This is a genomic window from Bacillus sp. VA15 (assembly GCF_055721145.1).
Window position 1 is genome coordinate 1 of the sequence record NZ_JBVQPQ010000013.1, and the last position, 25,139, is coordinate 25,139.

Here is a 25,139-nt window from a genome sequence, read left to right on the forward strand (position 1 = left end):
CCTCAAGATGAGATTTCCCATTCCGCAAGGAAGTAAGATCCCTGAAAGATGATCAGGTTGATAGGTCTGAGGTGGAAGTGTGGCGACACATGGAGCTGACAGATACTAATCGATCGAGGACTTAACCCACATTTTGAATGATGTCACACCTGTTATCTAGTTTTGAGAGAATACCTCTCTAAAAGGCGGAAAAGTAAAGAAACTCCGCTAAGAGCTCTCACATCCTGTGAGAAACGCCCAGTACCTTCATCCTGAAGGCATTTGTTTGGTGGCGATAGCGAAGAGGTCACACCCGTTCCCATACCGAACACGGAAGTTAAGCTCTTCAGCGCCGATGGTAGTCGGGGGTTTCCCCCTGTGAGAGTAGGACGCCGCCAAGCAAGGTAAAACCCAGCTCATTGAGCTGGGTTTTTTGTTTATTTAAGATCAATAAAATCAAACAAATACAAACACCGACAGCTTATATAGTCCATATACTGATTTCAAGTTTCAAAAAGATCTAAATAGTGTATACAATATCTGGTTTAAGGGAAGGCTAATTGTACGGAGGTGGGGACGATGGACAAAACTGTTAAACCTAATCATACATGTGTGATTTGTGATCAAGAGAAGAATAGAGGCATTCATCTTTATACGAAATTCATATGCTTAGATTGTGAGAGAAAAGTAATTTCTACATCAACTTCCGATCCTGACTATGCCTTTTACGTGAAAAAATTAAAGAGCATTCATACACCGCCATTATATTCTTAGACCTGAAAAGGTCTTTTTTTGTATCCTTTCATAAGGAATGGGTTAATAAAAAGAAGATGAAACTTGTTTAGGGATAGAACGTAGTAGATAATAATATTAAAACTGAGTATATACACAGGAGTCGATTATCTCATGCAGAGATTTCTTCACTTTTTGATATGGAGTTTAACAGGCAGTGCGACTTTTGTTTTCATAGGGATTTTGTGCTTTTTCGGTTTAAATCAGTCGCTTTTCCTATCTTTTGTTTATGGGCTCGCTTCGGGAGCATTTGTATATACAGCTGGCATTTGGAATGTGAGACGCTTATTTCTTAAAAAGCATGCACTGACAGGAAGAGAATATGCCTACATTAAGAAAAATCTCGAGGAAGCAAGGCAGAAGATCATACGCCTTCGGAAAGCTTTGTTTCAGGCAAAAAGCATTCAAATGTTTAAACAAAATGCAGAAATGCTGAGACTTGTCAGAAGGATTTATATCCTCACCAAAAAAGAGCCAAAGCGGTTTTATCAGGCTGAGCGCTTTTTTTATCAAACTCTCGATTCGGTTGTTGAATTGACAGAGAAGTATGCCTTTCTATCATCTCATCCGAAAAAAAGCAAAGAACTGTCGATGTCGTTGAGTGAGGCTCGTATCACTCTTGCTGAATTGACCAAGCGTTTAGAGGAAGATTTAACTCAAGTAATGGGTGATGAAATTGACGAACTGCAATTTGAATTAGATGCAGCAAAGCATTCATTGAAGAAATAATGGAAGAGGGTAAGAGCGATGAACCGAGATCAAAGCGACCTTCATATAGATGAATTATTGGCGGATCCTTTTGGTGATATAGAGATGCCTAGGGCGGAGACTGTAAAAGCAGAGAAGCAGCAAGTACGCCTTGTTGATGTTCTTCCCGAGGAAAACAAGGAAAAAGCAATTCAGCTCGCTGGGCAGATCGATCATAAGAATATGCAAAGTATTGTTTTATACGGTTCACAAGCTCAGTCTAAACTGCTGAATTTTTCTCATACTATTATTGATCATGTTCAAAAGAAGGATGTCGGAGAGATCGGCGAAATTCTTGGAGAACTGATGCAAAAGCTGGATCAAGTAAATCCTGATGATCTTCAGTCTAAGAAAAAGGGTTTTTTGGCACGCATGTTTGGAAGAGTATCGAATTCTCTTCAGGAGGTGCTGTCTAAATATCAAAAGACCAGCGTACAGATAGACAGAATCAGTTTGAAGTTGGAGCACTCTAAAAATGCTTTAATCAGTGACAATAAGTTGTTAGAGCAGTTATATGAAAAAAACAAAGAGTATTTCACCGCGCTGAATGTTTATATTGCTGCAGGGGAACTGAAGCTGGAGGAATTAAAAACAAAAACGATTCCTGAACTGAAGCAACAGGCCGAATCAAGTGAGCATAACCAAATGGCCGTTCAAGAAGTAAACGATTTGGTTCAATTTGCTGACCGGTTAGATAAAAGGGTGCACGATTTGCTGCTGAGCAGGCAAATCACAATCCAAAGTGCTCCACAAATCAGGCTGATTCAGAATACAAATCAAGCATTAGCTGAAAAAATCCAGTCATCCATTGTGACGGCGATTCCGCTTTGGAAAAACCAAGTAGCAATTGCACTGACGCTTTTAAGGCAGCGCAATGCAGTGGATGCACAACAAAAAGTATCTGATACAACCAACGAGCTTTTGCTGAAAAATGCGGAGCTTTTGAAAACCAATACAATTGAAACCGTGCGGGCAAATGAACGAGGTCTTGTTGATATCGATACTTTAAAGAAGGTGCAGGAAAGCTTAATCAGCACGCTTGAAGAAACGCTGACCATACAAGAAGAAGGCCGAATCAAACGCCGTCAGGCAGAAGAAGAGCTTATGATGATGGAAGGCGATCTGAAGCACAAGCTGCTTATGATGAAGGAAAGGTAGTTACCAGTAAGTCTAGCTTTAAGTTCTGTCAGAGGCACGATATAATAAAGTGTAAGAAGACACATTCAAAGGATTGTTTTAATGAACACACCTTTATATAAAGCATTGATTCAACATGCGAGAAGAAATTCTCATTCATTTCATGTTCCGGGACATCACAATGGAGATGTCTTTTTTGATGACGCTAAGTCGATATTCGATCCGCTTCTCACCATTGATGTAACTGAGCTGGCAGGACTGGACGATCTCCATCATCCTTCTGGGGTGATTAAGGAAGCTCAAGAGCTTGTCAGTCAATTATATGGATCGACGGAAAGTTTTTTTCTGGTGAATGGTACGACTGTCGGGAATTTAGCGATGATTTTATCTGTTTGTGAACCGGGTGAAACAATTCTGGTTCAAAGAAACTGTCATAAATCTGTATTTCATGCTGTTGATTTGGCTGGTGCTGAGCCGGTTTATCTCGCACCTGACATTGATGAAGCGATGCATGTGCCTACGCATGTTCCGCTTGATACAATTAAAAAAGCCTTGGCAGCATATCCAGATGCAAAAGGCTTGGTGCTGACCAATCCGACATATTACGGACATAGTGCTGATTTAACCGAAATCATTTCAGAGGCCCATCATTACGGGATTCCTGTTTTGGTGGATGAAGCGCATGGCGCACATTTTGTTTTGGGGGAGCCTTTTCCAGTCTCCGCTTTAAAAATGGGGGCAGATGTTGTTGTTCAGTCGGCTCACAAAACGCTGCCTGCCATGACGATGGGTTCTTATTTGCATCTCAACAGCAGCTGCAGAATTGATCGGAATCGGCTGGCAGAGTATTTAAATCGATTACAAAGCAGCAGCCCGTCTTATCCGATTATGGCTTCGTTAGACATTGCCCGCGCTTATGTACAGCATATTATAGAAGAACAAAAGCTTTCTGACATTCTGCACCGCATACAATCACTTAAACAAACGTTTGATTCACTTTCAAATGCAGAAGCTGTCAAACCGGCTGATCCACGGATGATAACGGATCCGCTGAAGCTCACAATTCGCTCAAAACGGGGCCATTCGGGGTATACGCTGCAAAACATATTAGAGCGTGCCAACATATTCACTGAGCTTGCTGATGAAAATCAAGTACTGCTCGTTCTTCCATTGGGAGGAAAGCGCAGAATAAACGCTGAAACGATTAAAAGCATTGATGAAGAGATTGAAAAAACGCCTCCGGATCAGATGTTTGTTTCTGTAGAATGGGGAGCGCAGCCTGTGACTGTCTTGCCTTATCAAAAAAAGGTCTTACAAACGTTCAAGAAAGAATATGTGGACTTTGATGAAGCAGCAGGCCGGCTGAATGCAGAGGATATCATCCCTTATCCTCCGGGTATCCCGATGATCATGGCGGGAGAAAGAATTACCAAAGAAAGTGTGCAAAAGCTCAGCCGCTTGATCAGCATGAAAACGCATGTTCAAGGGAATATGAAAATTAAAGAGAAACAACTACTTGTTTATATAGAAGAGGAGAAATCATGAGCGGTTTATTTATTACATTCGAAGGTCCTGAAGGTGCGGGGAAAACGACTGTTCTGCAGGAAATCAAAAACATACTGATAGCAGAGGGCCTTCAGGTTACAGCAACTCGAGAGCCAGGTGGCATAGACATTGCAGAACAAATTCGAGAGGTTATTCTGAATGAGAACAACACATTAATGGATCCAAGAACAGAAGCTCTCTTATATGCGGCTGCAAGACGCCAGCATTTAGTTGAAAAAGTAAAACCTGCTTTAGAACAGGGGCATGTTGTTCTTTGTGACAGATTCATAGACAGTTCGCTCGCGTACCAAGGATACGCAAGAGGACTTGGGATTGATGAGGTTCTGTCAATTAATGAGTTTGCCATCGGAGATATGATGCCCCATGTAACGGTGTATTTTTCAATTGATCCGGAAGAAGGCCTGAAACGTATTCACGCAAACGGCTCGCGGGAGAAAAACAGGCTCGATTTAGAAAACTTAAGCTTCCATACAAAGGTACGGGAAGGTTACCAAGAGCTGATGAAGCGATTCCCGAAAAGATTTCACTCAGTTGATGCCAGCCAATCCAAAGACCTCGTCGTTCAGGACGTCCTAAAAGTGATCAATGAAGCGTTGAAAAAAATTCAATTGTGACCTGTTTCCCAATAGTTGATATAATAATGTAAACGAGATCATTGTTGTTTCCAATCTAAAGGAGGCCTTCACAGATGAAATTGATAGTGGCAGTTGTACAAGATCAGGACAGCAACCGACTTTTGAAAACCTTAACGGATCACAACTTTAGAGTTACAAAGCTTGCAACGACGGGAGGATTTCTTAAATCAGGCAACACAACGTTTATGATTGGTGTCGAGGATATACGCGTCGATAAAGCATTAAGTCTCATTAAAGAAAACGGACAGAAACGTGACCAGATGATTGCCCCTGTATCTCCAATGGGCGGAAATGCTGATTCATATGTCCCTTATCCAGTAGAAGTTGAAGTTGGCGGAGCGACAGTATTTGTCCTTCCAGTCGATGAATTTCATCAATTTTAAGGATTTGAAACTGTGAAAATTAATAAAGATATACGTACATTTATAGATAATAAGCAGCTTCCTTCTGTGAAAACATCTGAGATCACAGCGTCGTTTAAAACATCGATGGAAAACCAAAGCAGCAAATTGAAATTTGATCAGCTTACCAGGCTGTTATCGGATATAGAAGCGTTTGGAAAAAGACTGACGAAATCCCGGAATTTTAAAGACTTAGCGAGATTTAAAGGGCTTGTGAAGCGTTTTGTCAAAGAAGCTGTAGACAGCGGCCTTTCACACGAAACGTCGAAAAGCTTTGACCTGTATGGAAACAGCAGAACGCTGGGACTTGTGAAGGAAATAGATGACAAATTGATACAGCTTACGGAAGAGATGATGGATCAGGAAAAACCGGCAATTGATTTGCTGGATCGTATTGGCGAAATAAAAGGTTTATTGATTAACCTTTACACATAGAGAGTGATACAATGGCAATATCCTGGAAGGAAATGAACGAGCTTCAGCCCAGAGTGATGAAGCTTTTATATAATAGTATTGAGAAGGACAGACTATCACACGCTTATTTGTTTGAGGGGAAAAAAGGAACAGGCAAGCTTGATGCCGCGCTGCTTCTTGCGAAAAGTTTTTTTTGCCTAGAGGACGGCGCGGAGCCTTGCGAAAACTGCCGAAACTGTAAACGGATAGAGTCAGGGAACCATCCTGATCTCCATCTTGTTCAGCCTGATGGTTTATCGATCAAAAAGGCGCAAATTCAAGCGCTGCAAGAAGAGTTTTCTAAGACAGGGCTTGAATCGCATAAAAAGCTGTATATTATTTCGCACGCAGATCAAATGACAGCAAATGCGGCAAACAGCCTGCTGAAATTTTTAGAAGAACCCAATAAAGACACAATGGCCATCCTCATCACTGAGCAGCCCCAAAGGTTATTGGACACTATCATTTCAAGATGCCAAACCCTTCCTTTTCAGCCTTTGCAGCCGAAAGCAATTGAAGACAGACTGATCGAACAGGACGTTTCGCCTCATATGGCAAGGCTTTTGGCCAACATGACCAACAATGTAGCAGAAGCAGTCGAATTAAGTCGAAATGATGAGTTTGCAGAGTCTAGAGCGAAAGTGATAAAATTGTATGAAGTCCTACACCAGCGGAAAGGACATGCTTTTTTCTTTATTCAAGATCAATGGATGCCCTTTTTCAAAGAAAAAACCCATCAAGAAATGGGTCTTGATATGCTCTTATTGATATATCGTGATGTGTTGTCCATCCAAATAGGAAATGAAGATAAATTGATTTATCAAGACTTATTCCAATCAATAAAACAGCATGCGCTACAATCAACACAACAAAGCGTTACGAATCAGATACTTGCTGTTTTAGAAGCAAAGAAACGGCTTCATTCCAATGTGAATGTACAAGGATTAATGGAGCACTTGGTGTTAATGTTGCAGGAGGGATAAGCTTGTACAATGTAATTGGAGTCCGCTTTAAGAAAGCGGGTAAAATATATTATTTTGATCCAAATGGATTTCATATAGAACAAGACAGCTGCGTAATTGTAGAAACTGTCAGAGGCGTTGAGTACGGCCAGGTCGTGATTGCGAATAAACAGGTGGATGAGCATGATGTTGTGCTGCCCCTTCGAAAAGTGATACGTGTGGCTGACGAACGCGATCTTCTCATCGTAGAAGAAAATAAACAAGAAGCTTTATCAGCATTTGACATCTGCCAAAAGAAAGTGGTTGAACATGGCTTGGATATGAAGCTGGTCGATGTCGAATTTACGTTTGACCGCAATAAAGTCATTTTTTACTTCACTGCTGACGGCCGAGTAGACTTTAGAGAGCTTGTAAAAGATTTGGCTTCTATCTTTAAAACAAGAATTGAGCTGCGCCAAATCGGAGTAAGGGATGAGGCGAAAATGCTCGGAGGAATCGGTCCTTGCGGAAGAATGCTTTGCTGTTCAACGTTCCTTGGAGATTTTGAACCCGTTTCCATTAAAATGGCCAAGGATCAGAACTTGTCTTTAAATCCTACGAAGATTTCAGGTCTTTGCGGACGTTTGATGTGCTGTCTAAAATATGAGAACGATGAGTATGAGACGGCCAAAGAACAGCTTCCGGATATTGGAGAAATGATTACGACAGCAAACGGCCCCGCGAAGGTCGTTGGACTTAATATTCTGGAACGGGTGCTTCAGGTGGAACTGATAAACCGTGCAAAAGTGATAGAATATACTTGGGAAGAGCTCTTGGAAGAGGGCGTCGTATCCGCACAAACCACAGATTAACGAGGTGTGGAACCTTGGATAAAAAAGAGTTATTTGATACAGTCATTAACTTAGAAGAACAAATTGGCTCACTGTACCGGCAGCTGGGGGATTTGAAGCAGCATATCGGTGAGATGATTGAAGAAAATCATCATTTACAGCTTGAAAACAAGCATTTGCGCAAACGGCTGGACGATACGACGCAGCAGATTGAAAAGTTCAAAGCTGATAAAAAAGAATCAAAAACACAGAAGACAGAGCAAACTGATATAGGGGAAGGATATGATAATCTGGCACGTCTGTATCAAGAAGGATTTCATATCTGCAATGTTCACTATGGAAGTGTTCGAAAAGAAGATTGTCTTTTCTGTCTGTCATTCTTAAATAAAAAATAAGGAAAAGGCTTCCGCATAAGACGGGAGCCTTTTTCAAAGGTACTGAAAGGATAAGAAGATGGTTTCATTACGTGATGATGAAAGATTAGATTATTTGCTGGCAGAGGACATGAAAATCATACAAAGTCCAACGGTGTTTGCATTTTCATTGGACGCTGTGCTTCTGTCCAAGTTTGCCTACGTTCCGATTCAAAAAGGAAAAATCGTTGATCTATGCACCGGCAATGGCATTGTGCCGCTGCTGCTCAGTACAAGATCAAAAGCAGACATTCTTGGAGTTGAAATTCAAGAAAGACTCCATGATATGGCTGTTCGCAGTGTGGAGTATAATAAGCTGCAGGATCAGATTCAGATCATACATGATGATCTGAAAAACATGCCGGAGAAGTTGGGACATAATCGATATGATGTTGTCACCTGCAATCCCCCGTATTTTAAAACACCGAAACAAACTGAACAAAACATGAATGAGCATCTCCGAATCGCCAGACATGAAATCCACTGCACACTGGAGGATGTCATTTCAGTCAGCAGCAAGCTGCTCAAACAAGGAGGAAAGGCAGCACTTGTTCACAGGCCGGGACGGCTTTTGGAGATTTTTGAACTGATGAAGGCTTACCAAATCGAGCCGAAGCGTGTGCAATTTGTTTATCCGAAGCAAGGGAAAGAAGCCAATACCATTTTGGTAGAGGGTATTAAAGGCGGGCGTCCGGATTTAAAAATTCTTCCTCCTCTGTTCGTTTATGACGAACAAAATGAATATACAAAAGAAATCAGGTCCATTTTATATGGAGACAAATAACCATTTCTTCTACGTCGTACAGTGCAGGGACAACAGCTGGTATGCTGGGTATACCAACGATCTGCAGAAACGGGTAAAAACACACAATGATGGAAAGGGCGCAAAGTATACAAAAGTAAGACGTCCGGTTGAATTGATTTTTGCCGAAGCTTTCACAACAAAGCGGGAAGCCATGCAGGCGGAATATTATTTCAAAAAACTGACTCGAAAGAAAAAAGAGCTTTATATAGAAGAAAAGCGGAACAGCAAGGAGGCTGTATATGTTAAGGCGCCAAATGAGCTTTAATGGAAAGTCGGACATGGGGATTCTTTATTTGGTCCCAACCCCAATTGGAAATTTAGAGGATATGACATTCCGGGCGATTGACACGCTGAAATCAGTGGATGCGATTGCTGCGGAAGATACGAGACAAACGAAAAAACTTTGTCATGTATATGAAATTGAGACACCGCTCGTTAGTTATCACGAACATAATAAAGAGAGCAGCGGCCACAAAATTATAGAATGGCTGAAGTCGGGAAAAAACATTGCTCTTGTCAGTGATGCCGGGTTGCCGACGATTTCTGACCCAGGGGCGGAAATCGTGAAGGATTTTACGGAGATAGGCGGCTATGTTGTTCCGCTGCCGGGAGCAAATGCTGCATTAACGGCTCTAATCGCTTCAGGTATTGTACCGCAGCCTTTCTTCTTTTACGGTTTTCTCAACAGACAGAAAAAAGAAAAGAAGAAGGAGCTTGAAGGTCTTAAAAAACGGAAGGAAACAATCATCTTTTATGAAGCGCCTCATAGATTGAAGGAAACTTTATCAGTGATGGCAGAGATATTAGGCGATCGGGAAATGGCTGTAACGCGCGAACTCACAAAGAAATATGAAGAGTTTATCAGAGGCACGATAACTGAGGTCATTGAATGGGCAAACGAGGATCAAATACGTGGTGAGTTTTGTCTCGTCGTAGAAGGCAGTAAAAATGAAGAATCAGATGAGGAAACACAATGGTGGGAAACCCTCACGTTGAAAGAACATGTCGAACATTACATCTCGAAAGGCGCTACTTCTAAAGAAGCTATTAAAAAAGCAGCAGTCGATCGCAATGTTCCAAAGCGTGAAGTGTACGATGCTTACCATATTCAGCAATAAAAAAAACGTTCTTGTGTCATAACAAGAACGTTTTTTGTATAAGAAATGATTATTTAAGGTTTTGAAGCTGGTTTTGGATTTCGCTGATGATTTGCTCAGCGCCTTCTTTACTAAGAACCAATTTACCGCCTGCAAGTTTAAGGTTATCATCAGAAACTTCACCAGTTACTTGGCAAGTCATGTTTGGTTTATATTTTTTAAGGATGATTTTTTCGTCATCAACATAAATTTCAAGAGCATCTTTTTCTGCGATTCCAAGAGTACGACGCAATTCGATAGGAATAACTACACGTCCTAATTCATCAACTTTACGTACAATACCAGTAGATTTCATAAACTTTCTCCTCCCAAGAGATGATTATTTGTTTAAATTATATTTTTCTTCGTCATTATTCGACAAAATCCTTACCTTCATAGCATAACAAGGTTTCCAATAATCGTCAATCATTTTGTTTGCTATTGATTGTAAGAATTAGTTCTTATAGTCAGTAATGTATCAGAAACTACTGAAATAACAGCCTTTTATAAATTTTTAATAAAGCTATTATCCTACTAAAAATCCTTTTAAATCAAGACTTTCGAACCAAGGTTTTTTATTTCATTTGATTATATACGACAAAATTCGACATGAACAGACTTTTTTTACTTTCATTAAAGATTTTTAATTTTAATTATTCTTTTTCAGGGCATACGTATATATTCTTGATCTTAAAGGCTAAGATGGTATCATAGATAAAGGATAAATATAAATAATAATCATATATGATTTGCACTTATCGCCGCTCTCGTCCTTTGGGCGGGAGCTTTTTGACATTCTGATTGGGAGGTTTCAAGATGCCGCAAGAAAACAATACATTTTACATTACAACACCGATTTATTATCCGAGCGGGAAATTACATATCGGCCATGCATATACGACAGTCGCGGGAGATGCAATGGCACGCTACAAAAGATTAAAAGGGTTCGATGTTCGCTATTTAACAGGAACGGACGAGCATGGACAAAAAATCCAGCAAAAAGCTGAACAGGAAAACATTACACCTCAGGAGTATGTAGACCGTGCAGCGGCAGATATTCAGAAACTGTGGAAGCAGCTTGAAATCTCAAACGACGACTTTATCCGTACGACAGAAAAACGGCATAAAGTTGTGATTGAAAAGGTGTTTCAAAAGCTTCTTGATAACGGGGACATCTATCTTGATGAATATGAAGGCTGGTACAGTATCCCGGATGAAACGTTCTACACGGAAACTCAGCTGGTTGATATCGAGCGAAATGAAAAGGGAGAGGTCATCGGCGGTAAAAGCCCTGACAGCGGACACCCAGTTGAATTAATCAAAGAGGAATCTTATTTCTTCCGTATGGGTAAATATGCGGATCGTCTTCTGAAATACTATGAAGAAAACCCGACATTCATTCAGCCGGAATCACGCAAAAACGAGATGATTAACAACTTTATCAAGCCTGGACTTGAGGATTTGGCTGTATCACGCACCACTTTTGACTGGGGTGTGAAGGTGCCGGAAAATCCAAAGCACGTTGTATATGTTTGGATCGACGCGCTATTTAACTATTTAACAGCACTCGGTTATGATACAGAAAATGATGAGCTTTATCAAAAATATTGGCCTGCCGATGTGCATTTAGTCGGTAAGGAGATTGTGCGATTCCATACCATTTACTGGCCAATTATGCTGATGGCTCTGGATCTGCCGCTGCCGAAGCAAGTATTTGCGCATGGCTGGCTTTTGATGAAAGACGGAAAAATGTCGAAATCAAAAGGGAACGTTGTAGATCCGGTTACATTAATTGAACGCTACGGTTTAGATGAGCTTCGCTATTACCTGCTTCGCGAAGTTCCATTCGGATCAGACGGTGTATTCACGCCGGAAGGTTTTGTTGAGCGGATTAACTATGATCTAGCGAATGATTTAGGAAACCTATTGAATCGTACGGTTGCGATGATCAATAAGTATTTTGACGGAAAAATCGGTTCTTACAAGGGTGCCGTGACGGAATTTGACCAAACGCTCACTTCAGTAGCTGAAGAAACAGTGAAGGCTTACGAGAAAGCAATGGAAAACATGGAATTCTCAGTAGCTCTTTCGACATTATGGCAGCTAATCAGCCGTACCAACAAATACATTGATGAGACAGCTCCATGGGTGCTTGCCAAAGATCCGGCAAAAGAAGAAGAACTGCAATCAGTGATGTATCACCTTGCTGAATCATTGCGTATTTCAGCTGTGCTGCTTCAGCCATTCTTAACAAAGACACCAGAAAAAATGTTCGAGCAGCTGGGCATTACTGACGAAGCTTTAAAAGCTTGGGACAGCATTACAGCTTTCGGACAGCTGAAAGATACAAAAGTACAAAAAGGCGAGCCGTTGTTCCCTCGTTTAGAGGCAGAAGAAGAAATTGCTTACATCAAAGGGAAAATGCAGGGCTCAGCGCCAGCTAAAGAAGAAACAAAAGAAGAAGAGCCGCAAGAGGTTGAACGTCTACCTGAAATTACAATTGATCAATTTATGGATGTAGAACTTCGCGTGGCTGAGGTCATTCAGGCAGAGCCGGTGAAAAAAGCGGACCGTTTATTGAAGTTGCAGCTGGATCTTGGTTTTGAAAAACGCCAAGTCGTATCCGGCATTGCGAAGCATTATACGCCTGAAGAGCTTGTTGGGAAAAAACTCGTTTGTGTAACAAATTTAAAACCGGTTAAACTGAGAGGAGAGCTTTCTCAAGGTATGATCCTTGCAGGGGAAGCAGACGGCGTATTAAAAGTCGTGTCTATCGATCAGTCGTTACCAAAAGGCACAAGAATTAAATAATGATAAACAAAAGGTGTTTCACGTGTAACAATTCGTCGAACACCTTTTGTGTTTCGACAAGAAAGGAGTTTTTGACTTATGTTGTTTGACACACACGCACATTTAAATGCAGAACAATATGATACTGATCTGGAAGAGGTTATTGAACGGGCAAAAGCTGAAAAAGTAGAACGAATTGTTGTAGTTGGTTTTGACCGTCCGACGATTACTCGTGCGATGGAAATGATTGAAGAATATGATTTTATTTATGCAGCCATTGGCTGGCATCCGGTTGACGCGATTGATATGACAGAGGAAGATTTAGCGTGGATTAAAGAGCTGTCTGCTCATGAGAAAGTGGTAGCGATAGGTGAAATGGGACTGGATTATCATTGGGATAAATCTCCTAAAGATGTTCAAAAAGAGGTGTTCAGAAAACAAATCGCCTTAGCAAAAGAGGTCAACCTTCCTATTATCATTCACAACCGTGATGCAACGGAGGATGTCGTGACAATTTTGAAAGAGGAAGGCGCAGAAGCTGTGGGTGGAATTATGCACTGCTTTACAGGAAGTGCGGAAGTGGCGAGAGAATGCATGAAAATGAATTTTTATTTATCATTTGGGGGACCGGTGACATTCAAAAATGCGAAGAAGCCGAAGGAAGTTGTGAAGGAAATCCCGAATGAACGGTTGCTGATTGAAACTGACTGCCCGTTTCTCACACCTCATCCTTTCCGCGGGAAAAGAAATGAGCCAAGCTATGTGAAATATGTGGCAGAGCAAATCGCTGAATTAAAAGGAATGACCTTTGAAGAGATTGCATCAATCACGACTGAAAATGCAAAAAGACTTTTCCGTATAAACTGACAAAAAACGCTAGCAGGTTTTGTAAGAGCTTGTCTCTTACAGCGTTTTTCTATAAAAGTTCTACATGCTTTCTTCTCCTCATAGGATAGGTTTGTCGACAAGTCTTTCTTCCGTTTCTCAGTGTAATTCAGGATAATGAAGAAGACACTGAGCTTTTTGGAGAAAGAGAGGGGAGGGTTGACAGCCTTTTAGATACTCTATATAATCTCTCCGAGGAGAAGGAGGCGTTTTTCATCACACAAAAAATGAAAAAGCTGTTTTCCGTAAAGCTTAGCAAAAGCAAAGTCATTCTGGTTGCTGCTTGTTTGCTTTTGGCAGGAAGCGGGACTGCGTACGCGGCTCATGAGCTGACAAAACAATCAGTCTCAGTTTCTATCAATGGCAAAAAGAAACATATACGCACACATGCAAAAACAGTCGGTGATCTTTTAGAGACGCTTGATATAGAGACAAGAGACGAAGACAAGATCACACCTGCTAAACAGACAAAGATAACAGCAGATCTGGACGTTGTGTATGAGGCTGCAAAACCTGTGAAGCTTACAATAAACGGGGAAGAAAAGACATTATGGTCAACAGCAAAAACGGTCGGTGCATTACTGGACGAACAAGATGTTGATGTGAAAGAACAAGATCAAATTGATCCCGCAATAGATACAGATATTTCGAAAGACATGAAGATTAACATAGAACCCGCGTTCCAAGTTACTGTGGATGATGCAGGAAAACAAAAGAAGATCTGGACGACTTCGACTACGGTCGCTGACTTTTTAAAACAGCAAAAGATGAACATAAAAGACGAAGATAAAATCAAGCCTGCGTTAGATGCAAAGCTGACGAAAGGAAAGGCTGATATTACAATTACTCGTATCGAAAAGGTCACCGATGTAGTTGAAGAGAAAATCGCGTTCGATGTGAAAAAGCAAGAAGACGCTTCTCTTGAAAAAGGGAAAGAAAAGGTCGTCCAAAAAGGAAAAGAAGGCAAGCTTAAAAAACATTTCGAAGTCGTTAAAGAAAACGGCAAAGAAGTGTCCAGAGAGCTTGTAAAAGAAGAAACAGCTGAACAAAGCAAAGATAAGGTGATTGCTGTCGGAACAAAGCAAAGCAGTCCAAAGATTGAAAAGGTCAGTGCTTCCGGTGATTCAAAAACAGTTGTGTCCCGTAGCAATGAATCAACAGGCAAAGTCATGACTGTATCATCTACGGCTTATACGGCTAGCTGCAGCGGTTGTTCAGGACATACAGCTACAGGCGTCAATTTAAAAAATAATCCGAATGCCAAAGTTATCGCCGTAGATCCAAATGTCATTCCGTTAGGCTCGAAAGTCCATGTTGAGGGCTATGGATATGCCATTGCTGCAGATACTGGTTCAGCAATTAAAGGGAACAAAATAGACGTCTTTTTCCCGGAGAAATCATCGGCGTACCGATGGGGAAATAAAACAGTCAAAATTAAAATCTTAAATTAATATATACTTATGTATTCAGAGGGTTTTGCGCCCTCTGTTTTTTTCGTTATAATAGACAAAGTGTATTTTCTGCTTATTAGACGCTCGACATAAGAAAAAGTTTCATGAATATACAAAAGTTTTTATTTTGTTTTGGAGGAAATAATGAAAATAAAAGAGATCATTGTGGTCGAGGGGCGTGACGATACGGCCCGCATCAAATTGGCTGTTGATGCAGACACAATTGAAACAAATGGTTCAGCCATCGATGATCAAGTGATTGACCAAATCCGTTTGGCTCAGAAGACCAGAGGCGTCATCATTTTAACGGATCCGGACTTCCCGGGAGAGAAGATCCGCAAAACCATTTCAGAGGCTGTACCCGGCTGTAAGCATGCATTTTTGCCAAAGCATCTTGCCAAACCTAAAAACAAGCGGGGAATTGGTGTGGAGCACGCATCGATTGAAAGTATTAGGGCATGTTTAGAAAACGTGCACGAAGAGATGGAAGCGAAGCCGAGTGACATTTCAGCTGAAGATTTGATTCATGCTGGGCTGATTGGCGGATCTGCGGCCAAACGCCGGCGCGAACGACTGGGTGAACTGTTGAAAATCGGTTATACAAATGGCAAACAGCTTCAAAAACGGCTGCAAATGTTTCAAATTAAAAAAAGTGATTTTATGAGTGCGCTCGATACCGTTAAGCGGGAGGAACAGAATGAATAAAGATATTGCGACACCGATTAGAACGAAAGAAATACTGAAGAAATACGGTTTTTCATTTAAAAAGAGCTTAGGACAGAATTTCTTAATTGATACGAACATTTTAGACAGAATTGTCGATCACGCGGAAGTGACGGAGAAAACAGGTGTCATAGAAATCGGCCCGGGAATCGGGGCATTGACCGAACAGATTGCCAAGCGGGCGAAAAAGGTCGTGGCATTTGAGATTGACCAACGATTATTGCCGATCCTGAAGGATACGCTGTCTCCTTACGACAATGTCACTGTCATTCATCAGGACGTATTAAAGGCGGATGTCAAATCGGTCATTGAAGAACAATTTCAAGACTGTGATGAGATCATGGTTGTAGCCAATCTTCCTTATTACGTGACAACGCCGATTATCATGAAACTGCTTGAAGAACATCTTCCGCTGAAAGGGATTGTGGTCATGCTGCAAAAAGAAGTGGCAGAGCGCATGGCGGCAGACCCTTCATCTAAGGAATACGGCTCGCTTTCAATTGCGGTGCAATTTTATACAGAAGCCAAAACGGTGATGACAGTTCCGAAAACTGTGTTTGTTCCTCAGCCTAACGTTGATTCCGCAGTCATTCGGCTGATTCTCCGCGACGGCCCGGCAGTGGACGTGGAAAACGAAGCCTTTTTCTTTCAGTTAATCAAGGCAAGCTTTGCTCAGCGCCGTAAAACGCTGCTCAATAACTTAGTCAACAACTTGCCTGAAGGAAAAGCACGAAAATCAACGATTGAGCAAGTGCTGGAAGAAACAAATATTGACGGCAAGCGCCGAGGTGAATCCCTGTCTATCGAGGAGTTCGCAGCGCTGTCTAACGGATTGTATAAAGCCCTTTTCTAAAAGGGCTTTTTGTTTTGCGCACCACATGGACTGCCGCTACATAGGCTAGAGAAGGACCTTTCATTCAATGATAAGAAAAACTTGGACTCGGCGAAAAAAGGCGCTTTCTCAAGGCTCTTTCTTTCATGATGAGGCTTAGTCTATGTGTGGAGTGAGGAACGTGCAATTTCAAATAGGGGATATGGTAGCCAGAAAATCCTATCAAATGGATGTTTTGTTTCGCATTATAGGAATAGAGCAAACAAGCAAAGGAAATTCAATCGCTATTTTGCATGGTGATGAAGTCAGGCTGATTGCTGATTCGGATTTTTCTGATCTGGTAGCAGTGAAAAAAGATGAGCAGATGATGCGGAAAAAGAAAGATGAGAGCAGAATGAATGAATCGCTCGAATTGCTCCGCCAGGATTATAAGCTGCTCAGAGAAAAGCAGGAGTACTACGCGACAAGCCAATATCAGCATCAGGAGCATTATTTTCATATGCCGGGCAAGGTGCTTCATCTGGACGGTGATGAAGCATATCTGAAAAAATGCTTGAATGTCTATAAAAAAATTGGAGTTCCGGTCTACGGCATCCATTGCCATGAAAAGAAAATGTCTGCTTCTATTGAAGAATTGCTCGACAAATATCGACCTGACATTCTGGTGATAACAGGACATGATGCGTACTCGAAGCAAAAGGGCAGCATTGATGATTTGAACGCGTACAGACATTCAAAGCACTTTGTTGAAACGGTGCAAAACGCCCGAAAAAAGACCCCTCACTTAGATCAGCTTGTTATTTTTGCAGGGGCCTGCCAATCCCATTTTGAATCACTCATAAGAGCGGGGGCAAATTTCGCGAGTTCACCATCAAGAGTCAACATTCATGCGCTTGATCCGGTATATATCGTCGCGAAAATCAGCTTTACGCCGTTTATGGAACGAATCAATGTATGGGAGGTGCTCCGAAATACGCTGACAAGAGAGAAAGGGCTTGGAGGTATTGAAACAAGAGGAGTGCTGAGAATTGGAATGCCTTATAAGTCTAATTAACAGCTGAAAACCTGTATAGGAGATCTATGCGGGTTTTTTATTTTACATAATGATACATAATTTACCGAAACTTGCGGAAAATAATTGAGGAATCATAGAATTTTGTCAAAATAATTTTATTGACAACGTCTTATTAACGTTGATATAATTTAAATTTTATTTGACAAAAATGGGCTCGTGTTGTACAATAAATATAGTGAGGTGGATGCAATGGCGAAGACGTTGTCCGATATTAAAAGATCGCTTGATGGGAATTTAGGTAAAAGGCTGACGTTAAAAGCAAACGGTGGCCGCCGAAAAACGATTGAGCGTTCGGGCATTTTAGCTGAGACGTACCCTTCTGTTTTTGTGATACAACTAGATCAAGACGAGAACTCGTTTGAAAGAGTTTCATACAGTTATGCTGATATTTTGACTGAGACTGTTGAGCTGACATTTAATGATGACGCCGCAAGCTCAGTGGCATTTTAACGGGCAGTGAACCTTTTGTTTACTGCTTTTTGTTTTGCCCTTTTTTGGTTTCCAGTAATTTTAACGAAAGTTCCATCTGATTTAGCAAAAGATAAAACGGTCACACATTATCGTGACGTGCACGAATGGCTATCACTTCTAAAAAAAGGGGTTGTTTCGTTTGGGCAGACGTCGTGGAGTTATGTCAGATGAGTTTAAATATGAGCTGGCTAAAGACCTTGGTTTTTATGACACAGTCAAAAATGGCGGCTGGGGCGAAATTCGGGCCCGCGATGCCGGTAACATGGTAAAGCGCGCCATTGAAATCGCCGAACAGCAAATGGCTCAGAACCAGAATAACCGATAAGGATGTGACCCGGGGGACGTGCCGTTCCCCGGTTTTTTGTGTTGGATATAAATACATAATTGGCTGCAATATGGATATGTTCATCCTGTACTTCAAATGTGATACAATGTTCATACTTATGTTTAGATGGAGAAGTAGGTGAAAGCTATGCGTATTTTAGAAAAAGCGCCAGCAAAGATCAATCTGTCACTTGACGTCACCCGAAAACGCCCGGATGGCTATCATGAAGTCGAAATGATCATGACGACGATTGATTTAGCAGATCGGATTGAATTGACGGAGCTGGCAGAGGATGAAGTGAGGGTTTCCTCCCACAACCGTTTTGTGCCTGATGACCAAAGAAACTTAGCTTATCAGGCTGCCAAGCTGATCAAGGACAGATACAACGTGAAAAAGGGAGTTTCCATCATGATTACGAAGGTGATTCCGGTGGCTGCCGGTCTTGCCGGCGGAAGCAGTGATGCGGCGGCAACCCTTAGAGGGCTGAACAGGCTGTGGAATTTAAATCTTTCAGCAGAAACGCTTGCTGAGCTTGGAGCGGAAATTGGCTCCGACGTTTCATTTTGTGTCTATGGCGGAACTGCACTAGCAACAGGACGCGGCGAGAAAATTAAACACATCAGCACGCCTCCGCATTGCTGGGTCATTTTAGCGAAGCCGACAATCGGTGTTTCAACTGCTGAAGTGTACAGACAGCTAAAGGTGGATGATGTAGAGCATCCCGATGTACATGGCATGATTGAGGCTATAGAGGAAAAGAGTTTTCAAAAGATGTGCAGCCGTTTAGGCAATGTGCTTGAATCTGTAACGCTTGATATGCACCCTGAAGTCGCGATGATCAAAAACCAGATGAAACGCTTTGGCGCAGATGCCGTGTTAATGAGCGGGAGCGGCCCGACAGTGTTTGGACTGGTTCAGTATGAGTCGAAGGTGCAGAGAATTTATAACGGGTTAAGAGGCTTCTGCGATCAGGTTTATGCGGTGAGAATGATCGGCGAACAGAACGCTCTTGATTAAATCCGTATGTTAAGTTATATTGATCTTAAAATATTCGGATTTTGGGGGTAAGTTCATGAAGTTTCGTCGCAGCGGCAGATTGGTGGACTTAACAAATTACTTGTTAACCCATCCGCACGAGTTAATACCGCTAACCTTTTTTTCTGAGCGGTATGAATCTGCAAAATCATCGATCAGTGAAGATTTAACAATTATTAAGCAAACCTTCGAGCAGCAGGGGATCGGTACTTTGCTTACTGTTCCCGGAGCTGCCGGAGGCGTCAAATATATTCCGAAAATGAAGCAGGCTGAAGCTGAAGAGTTTGTGCAGACACTTGGACAGTCGCTGGCAAATCCTGAGCGTATCCTTCCGGGCGGTTATGTATATTTAACGGATATCTTAGGAAAGCCATCTGTACTCTCCAAGGTAGGGAAGCTGTTTGCTTCTGTGTTTGCAGAGCGCGAAATTGATGTTGTCATGACCGTTGCCACGAAAGGCATCCCTCTGGCGTACGCAGCTGCGAGCTATCTGAATGTGCCTGTCGTCATCGTTCGCAAAGACAACAAGGTAACAGAAGGCTCCACAGTCAGCATTAATTACGTCTCAGGCTCCTCAAACCGCATTCAAACGATGTCACTTGCGAAAAGAAGCATGAAAACGGGTTCAAACGTACTCATTATTGATGACTTTATGAAAGCAGGCGGCACAATTAATGGTATGATTAACCTGTTGGATGAGTTTAACGCGAATGTGGCGGGGATCGGCGTCCTAGTTGAAGCCGAAGGAGTAGATGAACGTCTTGTTGATGAATATATGTCACTGCTTACTCTTTCAACCATCAACATGAAAGAGAAGTCCATTGAAATTCAGAATGGCAATTTTCTGCGTTTTTTTAAAGACAATCTTTTAAAGAATGGAGAGACGGAATCATGACAAAAGCAGTCCACACAAAACATGCCCCAGCGGCAATCGGGCCTTACTCACAAGGGATTATCGTAAATAATATGTTTTACAGCTCAGGGCAAATTCCTTTGACTCCTTCAGGCGAAATGGTGAACGGTGATATTAAGGAGCAGACTCATCAAGTATTCAGCAACTTAAAAGCAGTGCTGGAAGAAGCAGGTGCTTCTTTAGAAACAGTTGTAAAAGCAACTGTATTTATCGCGGATATGGAACAGTTTGCGGAAGTAAACGAAGTGTACGGACAATATTTTGACACTCACAAACCGGCGAGATCTTGTGTTGAAGTCGCGAGGCTCCCGAAGGACGCACTGGTCGAGATCGAAGTTATTGCATTGGTAAAATAATAAGAAAAAGTGATTCTGGGTGAGCTCGGAATCACTTTTTTATTTACCTTATGCCCGAAATGAAAGCTTTATGACCTAATTGTGTAACTATATCCTATTTTTTCAAAAAATATTTTAAAAACATGCAGGATTTCAGAAAAAATCGTGGAATTGATACACTAATGCTTTTATATAGGGAAAAGGTGGTGAACTACTGTGGAAGTTACTGACGTAAGATTACGCCGCGTGAATACCGATGGTCGCATGAGAGCGATTGCATCCATCACGCTGGATCACGAATTTGTTGTTCATGATATTCGTGTGATTGATGGAAACAATGGTCTTTTCGTTGCGATGCCGAGTAAACGCACCCCTGATGGAGAGTTCCGCGATATCGCTCATCCTATTAATTCAAGCACGCGAGGAAAGATTCAAGATGCCGTGTTAAATGAGTATCATCGTCTGGGTGACACTGAAGCATTAGAATTCGAAGAAGCTGGAGCTTCTTAAAAAATAACCAAAAAGCAAGGACTGCTGAAAGGGCTGACAAAAGCCTTTTGCCGGCGGTCCTTTTTTAATTCTGATTTTTCAAACTTAATTGCGTTCAATAGAAAATTCTTGCACTTCATGAAGTCTCCTTGAAATCAGAAGATATTTAGGATATATTTTTCTATGGATAAAAGGGATATTGGAGGCCAATAAATGGATAAGCGGTTTGCAGTTGTTTTAGCGGCTGGACAAGGAACGAGAATGAAATCAAAGCTTTATAAAGTCCTTCATCCAGTTTGCGGTAAGCCTATGGTAGAGCACGTCGTGGACGAAGCCTTAAAGTTATCTTTATCGAAGCTTGTCACGATTGTCGGACATGGTGCGGAAGAAGTGAAAAAGCAGCTTGGTGAAAAAAGCGAGTACGCGCTTCAAGCAGAACAGCTTGGCACTGCTCATGCTGTAAAACAGGCACAGCCATTTCTTGCTGACGAAAAAGGCGTTACGATTGTCATTTGCGGAGATACGCCGCTTTTAACAGCAGAGACAATGGAACAGATGCTGAAAGAACATACACAAAGAGAAGCGAAAGCTACGATTTTAACTGCGGTTGCAGAAGATCCAACCGGATACGGCCGCATTATTCGCGGCGAAAACGGAGCGGTTCAAAAAATCGTTGAGCATAAGGACGCCTCTGAAGAAGAACGTCTTGTGACTGAGATCAATACCGGTACGTATTGTTTTGATAATGAAGCGCTATTCCGGGCCATTGATCTGGTGTCTAATGATAATGCTCAAGGCGAGTACTATTTGCCGGATGTCATAGAGATTCTTAAAAACGAAGGCGAAACTGTTGCCGCTTACCAGACTGATAATTTCCAAGAAACGCTCGGAGTTAATGATAGAGTTGCTCTTTCTCAGGCAGAACAATTTATGAAAGAGCGTATTAATAAACGGCATATGCAAAATGGCGTAACGCTGATTGACCCGATGAATACGTATATTTCTCCTGACGCTGTCATCGGAAGCGATACTGTAATTTATCCCGGAACTGTGATTAAAGGTGAGGTGCAAATCGGAGAAGATACGATTATCGGACCTCATACGGAGATTATGAATAGCTCCATTGGCAGCCGTACGGTTATTAAACAATCGGTAGTCAATCACAGTAAAGTGGGGAATGATGTAAACATAGGACCTTTTGCTCACATCAGACCTGATTCTGTCATCGGGAATGAAGTGAAGATCGGAAATTTTGTTGAAATCAAAAAGACTCAATTCGGAGACCGAAGCAAGGCTTCGCATTTAAGCTATGTCGGTGATGCTGAGGTAGGCACAGATGTAAACTTGGGCTGCGGTTCAATAACTGTCAATTATGATGGAAAGAATAAATATTTGACGAAAATTGAAGATGGCGCGTTTATCGGCTGCAATTCCAACTTGGTTGCCCCTGTCACAGTCGGAGAAGGCGCTTATGTTGCAGCAGGTTCAACTGTTACGGAAGATGTACCTGGAAAAGCGCTTGCTATTGCCAGAGCGAGACAAGTAAATAAAGACGATTATGTGAAAAATATTCATAAAAAATAATCCTAAATTCGGAGGTTTATCCATGTCTAATCAATACGGAGATAAGAATTTAAAGATTTTTTCTTTGAATTCGAATCCAGAGCTTGCAAAAGAAATCGCAGATATAGTTGGAGTTCAATTAGGGAAATGTTCTGTCACAAGATTTAGTGACGGGGAAGTCCAAATTAATATCGAAGAAAGTATTCGCGGATGTGACTGTTATATCATCCAGTCTACAAGTGACCCCGTTAACGAGCATATTATGGAACTGCTGATTATGGTAGATGCGTTAAAACGCGCTTCAGCAAAAACGATTAACATTGTGATTCCTTATTACGGTTATGCACGTCAAGACAGAAAAGCAAGATCCCGTGAGCCAATCACAGCAAAACTTTTTGCTAACCTGCTTGAAACAGCCGGTGCAACTCGTGTGATTGCACTTGACCTGCATGCGCCGCAAATTCAAGGATTCTTTGATATACCGATTGACCACTTAATGGGTGTACCGATTTTAGGAGAATATTTTGAAGGCAAAAACCTTGAAGATATCGTCATTGTTTCACCAGACCACGGCGGTGTGACACGCGCCCGCAAACTGGCTGACCGACTAAAAGCACCGATTGCGATTATCGATAAACGCCGTCCGCGTCCAAACGTGGCGGAAGTCATGAATATTGTAGGTAATATCGAAGGGAAGACCGCTATCCTTATCGATGACATTATCGATACTGCAGGTACCATTACACTTGCTGCTAATGCGCTCGTTGAAAACGGAGCGAAAGAAGTATATGCATGCTGTACACACCCTGTACTATCAGGCCCAGCTGTTGAACGGATTAATAATTCAACAATTAAAGAGCTTGTTGTGACAAACAGCATCAAGCTTCCTGAAGAAAAGAAAATTGAACGGTTTAAGCAGCTTTCTGTCGGACCACTTCTGGCTGAAGCGATTATTCGTGTTCATGAGCAGCAATCAGTCAGCTATCTGTTCAGCTAAACCGATTTTTTGAGGTTTAAATCCTTATCGTTATGGGTATTGTTTGTAATAGGACAATAAAACGATAATAGGATGGTGCTGAATATGGCAACGTTAACGGCAAAAGAAAGAACGGACTTTACTCGTTCGTCTCTTCGGAGTATCCGTACATCAGGACATGTTCCAGGTATCATATATGGGAAAGACACGGGAAACAAACCTGTATCATTAGACAGTGTGGAGCTGATCAAAACGCTGAGGGACGAAGGTAAAAATACAGTCATCACGCTTGATGTCAGCGGAGAAAAACATTCTGTCATGGTAACAGATCTGCAAACGGACCCGCTGAAAAATGAAATCACTCATGCAGACTTTCAAGTGGTCAATATGAGTGAAGACATTGAGGTGGAAGTTCCGATTCACCTGACTGGAGAAGCCATTGGAGTGAAAAACGGAGGAGTGTTGCAGCAGCCGCTATATGCACTCACTGTAAAGGCTAAGCCAAAAGCCATTCCGCAAACGATTGAGGCTGATATTTCAAACCTCGATGTAAATGAAGTACTGACAATTGCGGATTTGCCTGCTGGCGGTGACTACTCCTTTAATCATGAATCAGATGAGGTCGTGGCTTCTATCCTTCCTCCACAGCAACAGGAAGCAGCTGAGATAGATGAAGAGGAATCTGCCGATGCTCAGCCTGAAGGTGAAAACAAAGAACAATAATAGCTTAAGGCGTAACCCTCCCGTGGTTACGTCTTTTGTGCTAGAATGAGAAGAATTATAGCCCGCTTATGCAGACGGGAGTTTATGTGACTAAGGGAGGATTCGCCATGCTTGTGATAGCCGGTCTCGGAAACCCGGGGAAGAACTATGAAAATACACGGCATAATGTCGGGTTTATGGTGATAGATCAGCTTGCAAAGGAATGGAATATTGAGCTGAACCAAAATAAATTTAACGGATTATACGGAACCGGATTTGTTTCCGGCAAAAAGGTTCTACTTGTTAAACCGCTTACATATATGAATTTATCAGGAGAATGTTTGCGGCCTTTAATGGACTATTATGATGTCGATAACGAAGACTTGACAGTCATTTACGATGACCTCGATCTTCCGACTGGCAAGATCCGTTTAAGAACGAAAGGAAGCGCCGGAGGGCACAATGGCATCAAATCACTGATCCAGCATCTTGGAACATCCGAGTTTGACCGCATCCGCATCGGAATCGGCAGGCCTGTAAACGGCATGAAGGTCGTTGATTATGTGTTAGGCTCCTTCACCAAGGAGGAGGCACCCGACATTGATGGAGCGATCGATAAGTCTGTGAAGGCTTGTGAAGCTTCTCTGAGCAAACCGTTTTTAGAAGTCATGAACGAATTTAACGCAAAGGTATAAAATGAATCAACAAAGTCCATACT

The 25,139-nt window shown here is 41.9% G+C and carries 30 protein-coding genes and 2 rRNA genes; 31 read left to right on the forward strand and 1 reads right to left on the reverse strand.

Translation table 11 applies throughout. From position 1 onward, the window contains the following. From AC0DBE_RS20725 to rsmI, 15 genes are all read left to right on the forward strand, one after another. A 23S ribosomal RNA gene (locus tag AC0DBE_RS20725) occupies positions 1 to 129 on the forward strand; the annotation flags it as partial. 135 nt (positions 130 to 264) lie between these two features. Beyond that, a 5S ribosomal RNA gene (rrf, locus tag AC0DBE_RS20730) occupies positions 265 to 380 on the forward strand. A 178-nt stretch (positions 381 to 558) separates the two neighbouring features. Then, on the forward strand, positions 559 to 753 hold the full coding sequence (gene csfB, locus AC0DBE_RS20735) for an anti-sigma-G factor (RefSeq protein ID WP_014112284.1): 195 nt from the start codon (positions 559 to 561) through the stop codon (positions 751 to 753). Positions 754 to 885: 132 nt separating this feature from the next. Beyond that, positions 886 to 1,500, forward strand: a complete 615-nt coding sequence (locus AC0DBE_RS20740; protein WP_061187566.1) for a 5-bromo-4-chloroindolyl phosphate hydrolysis family protein — start codon at positions 886 to 888, stop codon at positions 1,498 to 1,500. Positions 1,501 to 1,518: 18 nt separating this feature from the next. Further along, positions 1,519 to 2,676 (forward strand): toxic anion resistance protein, encoded by a 1,158-nt coding sequence (locus AC0DBE_RS20745; protein ID WP_472963609.1) that lies wholly within the window; start codon positions 1,519 to 1,521, stop codon positions 2,674 to 2,676. Between the two features lie 81 nt (positions 2,677 to 2,757). Further along, positions 2,758 to 4,200, forward strand: coding sequence for an aminotransferase class I/II-fold pyridoxal phosphate-dependent enzyme (locus AC0DBE_RS20750; protein WP_472963611.1), 1,443 nt, complete (start codon positions 2,758 to 2,760; stop codon positions 4,198 to 4,200). After that, a complete protein-coding gene (gene tmk / locus AC0DBE_RS20755) occupies positions 4,197 to 4,835 on the forward strand; it encodes a dTMP kinase (RefSeq protein ID WP_014112288.1) in 639 nt (212 codons plus the stop codon). The genes AC0DBE_RS20750 and tmk overlap by 4 nt, the downstream gene beginning before the upstream one ends. A 74-nt stretch (positions 4,836 to 4,909) precedes the next feature. Then, positions 4,910 to 5,239: a cyclic di-AMP receptor DarA gene (gene darA, locus AC0DBE_RS20760; RefSeq protein WP_003218295.1), complete on the forward strand. Its 330-nt coding sequence runs from the start codon at positions 4,910 to 4,912 to the stop codon at positions 5,237 to 5,239. A gap of 12 nt (positions 5,240 to 5,251) precedes the next feature. Next, positions 5,252 to 5,692 carry a YaaR family protein gene (locus tag AC0DBE_RS20765; RefSeq protein ID WP_003218297.1) on the forward strand — a complete coding sequence of 147 codons (441 nt, stop codon included), beginning with the start codon at positions 5,252 to 5,254 and terminating at the stop codon, positions 5,690 to 5,692. A gap of 11 nt (positions 5,693 to 5,703) precedes the next feature. After that, the gene (holB, locus tag AC0DBE_RS20770; protein WP_014112289.1) at positions 5,704 to 6,693 is read left to right on the forward strand and encodes a DNA polymerase III subunit delta'; all 990 of its coding nucleotides are present in this window, start codon (positions 5,704 to 5,706) and stop codon (positions 6,691 to 6,693) included. A gap of 2 nt (positions 6,694 to 6,695) precedes the next feature. Further along, a complete protein-coding gene (gene ricT, locus AC0DBE_RS20775; RefSeq protein WP_472963617.1) occupies positions 6,696 to 7,523 on the forward strand; it encodes a competence/sporulation regulator complex protein RicT in 828 nt (275 codons plus the stop codon). Between the two features lie 14 nt (positions 7,524 to 7,537). Continuing rightward, positions 7,538 to 7,897, forward strand: coding sequence for a replication initiation-control protein YabA (gene yabA, locus AC0DBE_RS20780; RefSeq protein ID WP_003218308.1), 360 nt, complete (start codon positions 7,538 to 7,540; stop codon positions 7,895 to 7,897). Positions 7,898 to 7,955: 58 nt separating this feature from the next. Beyond that, the gene (locus AC0DBE_RS20785; protein WP_014112291.1) at positions 7,956 to 8,699 is read left to right on the forward strand and encodes a tRNA1(Val) (adenine(37)-N6)-methyltransferase; all 744 of its coding nucleotides are present in this window, start codon (positions 7,956 to 7,958) and stop codon (positions 8,697 to 8,699) included. Beyond that, positions 8,686 to 8,985: a GIY-YIG nuclease family protein gene (locus AC0DBE_RS20790; RefSeq protein WP_014112292.1), complete on the forward strand. Its 300-nt coding sequence runs from the start codon at positions 8,686 to 8,688 to the stop codon at positions 8,983 to 8,985. The genes AC0DBE_RS20785 and AC0DBE_RS20790 overlap by 14 nt, the downstream gene beginning before the upstream one ends. Further along, a complete protein-coding gene (rsmI, locus tag AC0DBE_RS20795; protein ID WP_014112293.1) occupies positions 8,960 to 9,838 on the forward strand; it encodes a 16S rRNA (cytidine(1402)-2'-O)-methyltransferase in 879 nt (292 codons plus the stop codon). Before AC0DBE_RS20790 ends, rsmI begins: the two co-directional genes overlap by 26 nt. 49 nt (positions 9,839 to 9,887) lie before the next feature. On the opposite strand, the gene abrB is transcribed toward rsmI, so the two are convergent. Beyond that, the gene (gene abrB, locus AC0DBE_RS20800; protein ID WP_003218316.1) at positions 9,888 to 10,172 is read right to left on the reverse strand and encodes a transition state genes transcriptional regulator AbrB; all 285 of its coding nucleotides are present in this window, start codon (positions 10,170 to 10,172) and stop codon (positions 9,888 to 9,890) included. A gap of 500 nt (positions 10,173 to 10,672) precedes the next feature. Here abrB and metG point away from each other — a divergent pair, with 500 nt between their 5' ends. The 16 genes from metG to pth all read left to right on the forward strand — a co-directional run bounded on the left by metG (position 10,673) and on the right by pth (position 25,116). Continuing rightward, entirely contained in the window at positions 10,673 to 12,667 is a 1,995-nt protein-coding gene (gene metG, locus AC0DBE_RS20805) for a methionine--tRNA ligase (protein ID WP_242735221.1), read from the forward strand. Between the two features lie 78 nt (positions 12,668 to 12,745). Then, positions 12,746 to 13,513: a TatD family hydrolase gene (locus AC0DBE_RS20810; protein ID WP_087987608.1), complete on the forward strand. Its 768-nt coding sequence runs from the start codon at positions 12,746 to 12,748 to the stop codon at positions 13,511 to 13,513. Between the two features lie 245 nt (positions 13,514 to 13,758). Beyond that, positions 13,759 to 14,982, forward strand: coding sequence for a ubiquitin-like domain-containing protein (locus tag AC0DBE_RS20815; RefSeq protein WP_472963624.1), 1,224 nt, complete (start codon positions 13,759 to 13,761; stop codon positions 14,980 to 14,982). Positions 14,983 to 15,126: 144 nt separating this feature from the next. Beyond that, a complete protein-coding gene (gene rnmV / locus AC0DBE_RS20820) occupies positions 15,127 to 15,687 on the forward strand; it encodes a ribonuclease M5 (RefSeq protein ID WP_014112297.1) in 561 nt (186 codons plus the stop codon). Further along, positions 15,680 to 16,558, forward strand: a complete 879-nt coding sequence (gene rsmA / locus AC0DBE_RS20825) for a 16S rRNA (adenine(1518)-N(6)/adenine(1519)-N(6))-dimethyltransferase RsmA (protein ID WP_014112298.1) — start codon at positions 15,680 to 15,682, stop codon at positions 16,556 to 16,558. Before rnmV ends, rsmA begins: the two co-directional genes overlap by 8 nt. 160 nt (positions 16,559 to 16,718) lie before the next feature. Continuing rightward, complete coding sequence (gene prtG / locus AC0DBE_RS20830; RefSeq protein ID WP_014112299.1) at positions 16,719 to 17,591, forward strand: sporulation-specific protease PrtG; 873 nt, start codon at positions 16,719 to 16,721, stop codon at positions 17,589 to 17,591. 210 nt (positions 17,592 to 17,801) lie between these two features. Beyond that, positions 17,802 to 18,062, forward strand: a complete 261-nt coding sequence (gene veg, locus AC0DBE_RS20835) for a biofilm formation stimulator Veg (protein ID WP_003218330.1) — start codon at positions 17,802 to 17,804, stop codon at positions 18,060 to 18,062. Positions 18,063 to 18,222: 160 nt separating this feature from the next. Continuing rightward, positions 18,223 to 18,408 carry a small, acid-soluble spore protein, alpha/beta type gene (locus AC0DBE_RS20840; protein WP_003218333.1) on the forward strand — a complete coding sequence of 62 codons (186 nt, stop codon included), beginning with the start codon at positions 18,223 to 18,225 and terminating at the stop codon, positions 18,406 to 18,408. Positions 18,409 to 18,555: 147 nt separating this feature from the next. Then, positions 18,556 to 19,425: a 4-(cytidine 5'-diphospho)-2-C-methyl-D-erythritol kinase gene (ispE, locus tag AC0DBE_RS20845; protein ID WP_003218334.1), complete on the forward strand. Its 870-nt coding sequence runs from the start codon at positions 18,556 to 18,558 to the stop codon at positions 19,423 to 19,425. Positions 19,426 to 19,480: 55 nt separating this feature from the next. After that, positions 19,481 to 20,338: a pur operon repressor gene (purR, locus tag AC0DBE_RS20850; protein ID WP_003218342.1), complete on the forward strand. Its 858-nt coding sequence runs from the start codon at positions 19,481 to 19,483 to the stop codon at positions 20,336 to 20,338. Next, positions 20,335 to 20,712, forward strand: a complete 378-nt coding sequence (gene ridA, locus AC0DBE_RS20855; protein WP_003218344.1) for a 2-iminobutanoate/2-iminopropanoate deaminase — start codon at positions 20,335 to 20,337, stop codon at positions 20,710 to 20,712. The genes purR and ridA overlap by 4 nt, the downstream gene beginning before the upstream one ends. Positions 20,713 to 20,907: 195 nt before the next feature. After that, a complete protein-coding gene (gene spoVG / locus AC0DBE_RS20860; RefSeq protein ID WP_003218346.1) occupies positions 20,908 to 21,201 on the forward strand; it encodes a septation regulator SpoVG in 294 nt (97 codons plus the stop codon). Positions 21,202 to 21,393: 192 nt separating this feature from the next. Next, on the forward strand, positions 21,394 to 22,764 hold the full coding sequence (gene glmU, locus AC0DBE_RS20865) for a bifunctional UDP-N-acetylglucosamine diphosphorylase/glucosamine-1-phosphate N-acetyltransferase GlmU (RefSeq protein ID WP_053407025.1): 1,371 nt from the start codon (positions 21,394 to 21,396) through the stop codon (positions 22,762 to 22,764). Between the two features lie 22 nt (positions 22,765 to 22,786). After that, positions 22,787 to 23,740: a ribose-phosphate diphosphokinase gene (locus AC0DBE_RS20870; protein WP_003218353.1), complete on the forward strand. Its 954-nt coding sequence runs from the start codon at positions 22,787 to 22,789 to the stop codon at positions 23,738 to 23,740. A gap of 84 nt (positions 23,741 to 23,824) precedes the next feature. Continuing rightward, positions 23,825 to 24,442 carry a 50S ribosomal protein L25/general stress protein Ctc gene (locus AC0DBE_RS20875; RefSeq protein ID WP_087987610.1) on the forward strand — a complete coding sequence of 206 codons (618 nt, stop codon included), beginning with the start codon at positions 23,825 to 23,827 and terminating at the stop codon, positions 24,440 to 24,442. Between the two features lie 107 nt (positions 24,443 to 24,549). Further along, complete coding sequence (pth, locus tag AC0DBE_RS20880; RefSeq protein ID WP_014112304.1) at positions 24,550 to 25,116, forward strand: aminoacyl-tRNA hydrolase; 567 nt, start codon at positions 24,550 to 24,552, stop codon at positions 25,114 to 25,116. The last annotated feature ends 23 nt before the right edge of the window (positions 25,117 to 25,139 follow it).

What these genes read in the sequence shown, in the direction of transcription:
- veg (WP_003218330.1), top strand. Translation starts at nt 17,802, where the DNA reads ATGGCGAAGACGTTGTCCGATATTAAAAGATCGCTTGATGGGAATTTA.
- pth (WP_014112304.1), top strand. Translation starts at nt 24,550, where the DNA reads ATGCTTGTGATAGCCGGTCTCGGAAACCCGGGGAAGAACTATGAAAAT.
- AC0DBE_RS20785 (WP_014112291.1), top strand. Translation starts at nt 7,956, where the DNA reads ATGGTTTCATTACGTGATGATGAAAGATTAGATTATTTGCTGGCAGAG.
- AC0DBE_RS20815 (WP_472963624.1), top strand. Translation starts at nt 13,759, where the DNA reads ATGAAAAAGCTGTTTTCCGTAAAGCTTAGCAAAAGCAAAGTCATTCTG.
- metG (WP_242735221.1), top strand. Translation starts at nt 10,673, where the DNA reads ATGCCGCAAGAAAACAATACATTTTACATTACAACACCGATTTATTAT.
- glmU (WP_053407025.1), top strand. Translation starts at nt 21,394, where the DNA reads ATGGATAAGCGGTTTGCAGTTGTTTTAGCGGCTGGACAAGGAACGAGA.
- purR (WP_003218342.1), top strand. Translation starts at nt 19,481, where the DNA reads ATGAAGTTTCGTCGCAGCGGCAGATTGGTGGACTTAACAAATTACTTG.
- rsmA (WP_014112298.1), top strand. Translation starts at nt 15,680, where the DNA reads ATGAATAAAGATATTGCGACACCGATTAGAACGAAAGAAATACTGAAG.
- ridA (WP_003218344.1), top strand. Translation starts at nt 20,335, where the DNA reads ATGACAAAAGCAGTCCACACAAAACATGCCCCAGCGGCAATCGGGCCT.
- AC0DBE_RS20745 (WP_472963609.1), top strand. Translation starts at nt 1,519, where the DNA reads ATGAACCGAGATCAAAGCGACCTTCATATAGATGAATTATTGGCGGAT.
- AC0DBE_RS20750 (WP_472963611.1), top strand. Translation starts at nt 2,758, where the DNA reads ATGAACACACCTTTATATAAAGCATTGATTCAACATGCGAGAAGAAAT.
- AC0DBE_RS20790 (WP_014112292.1), top strand. Translation starts at nt 8,686, where the DNA reads ATGGAGACAAATAACCATTTCTTCTACGTCGTACAGTGCAGGGACAAC.
- holB (WP_014112289.1), top strand. Translation starts at nt 5,704, where the DNA reads ATGGCAATATCCTGGAAGGAAATGAACGAGCTTCAGCCCAGAGTGATG.
- rsmI (WP_014112293.1), top strand. Translation starts at nt 8,960, where the DNA reads ATGTTAAGGCGCCAAATGAGCTTTAATGGAAAGTCGGACATGGGGATT.
- abrB (WP_003218316.1), bottom strand. Translation starts at nt 10,172, where the DNA reads ATGAAATCTACTGGTATTGTACGTAAAGTTGATGAATTAGGACGTGTA.
- AC0DBE_RS20810 (WP_087987608.1), top strand. Translation starts at nt 12,746, where the DNA reads ATGTTGTTTGACACACACGCACATTTAAATGCAGAACAATATGATACT.
- AC0DBE_RS20740 (WP_061187566.1), top strand. Translation starts at nt 886, where the DNA reads ATGCAGAGATTTCTTCACTTTTTGATATGGAGTTTAACAGGCAGTGCG.
- csfB (WP_014112284.1), top strand. Translation starts at nt 559, where the DNA reads ATGGACAAAACTGTTAAACCTAATCATACATGTGTGATTTGTGATCAA.
- ispE (WP_003218334.1), top strand. Translation starts at nt 18,556, where the DNA reads ATGCGTATTTTAGAAAAAGCGCCAGCAAAGATCAATCTGTCACTTGAC.
- tmk (WP_014112288.1), top strand. Translation starts at nt 4,197, where the DNA reads ATGAGCGGTTTATTTATTACATTCGAAGGTCCTGAAGGTGCGGGGAAA.
- darA (WP_003218295.1), top strand. Translation starts at nt 4,910, where the DNA reads ATGAAATTGATAGTGGCAGTTGTACAAGATCAGGACAGCAACCGACTT.
- AC0DBE_RS20870 (WP_003218353.1), top strand. Translation starts at nt 22,787, where the DNA reads ATGTCTAATCAATACGGAGATAAGAATTTAAAGATTTTTTCTTTGAAT.
- rnmV (WP_014112297.1), top strand. Translation starts at nt 15,127, where the DNA reads ATGAAAATAAAAGAGATCATTGTGGTCGAGGGGCGTGACGATACGGCC.
- AC0DBE_RS20875 (WP_087987610.1), top strand. Translation starts at nt 23,825, where the DNA reads ATGGCAACGTTAACGGCAAAAGAAAGAACGGACTTTACTCGTTCGTCT.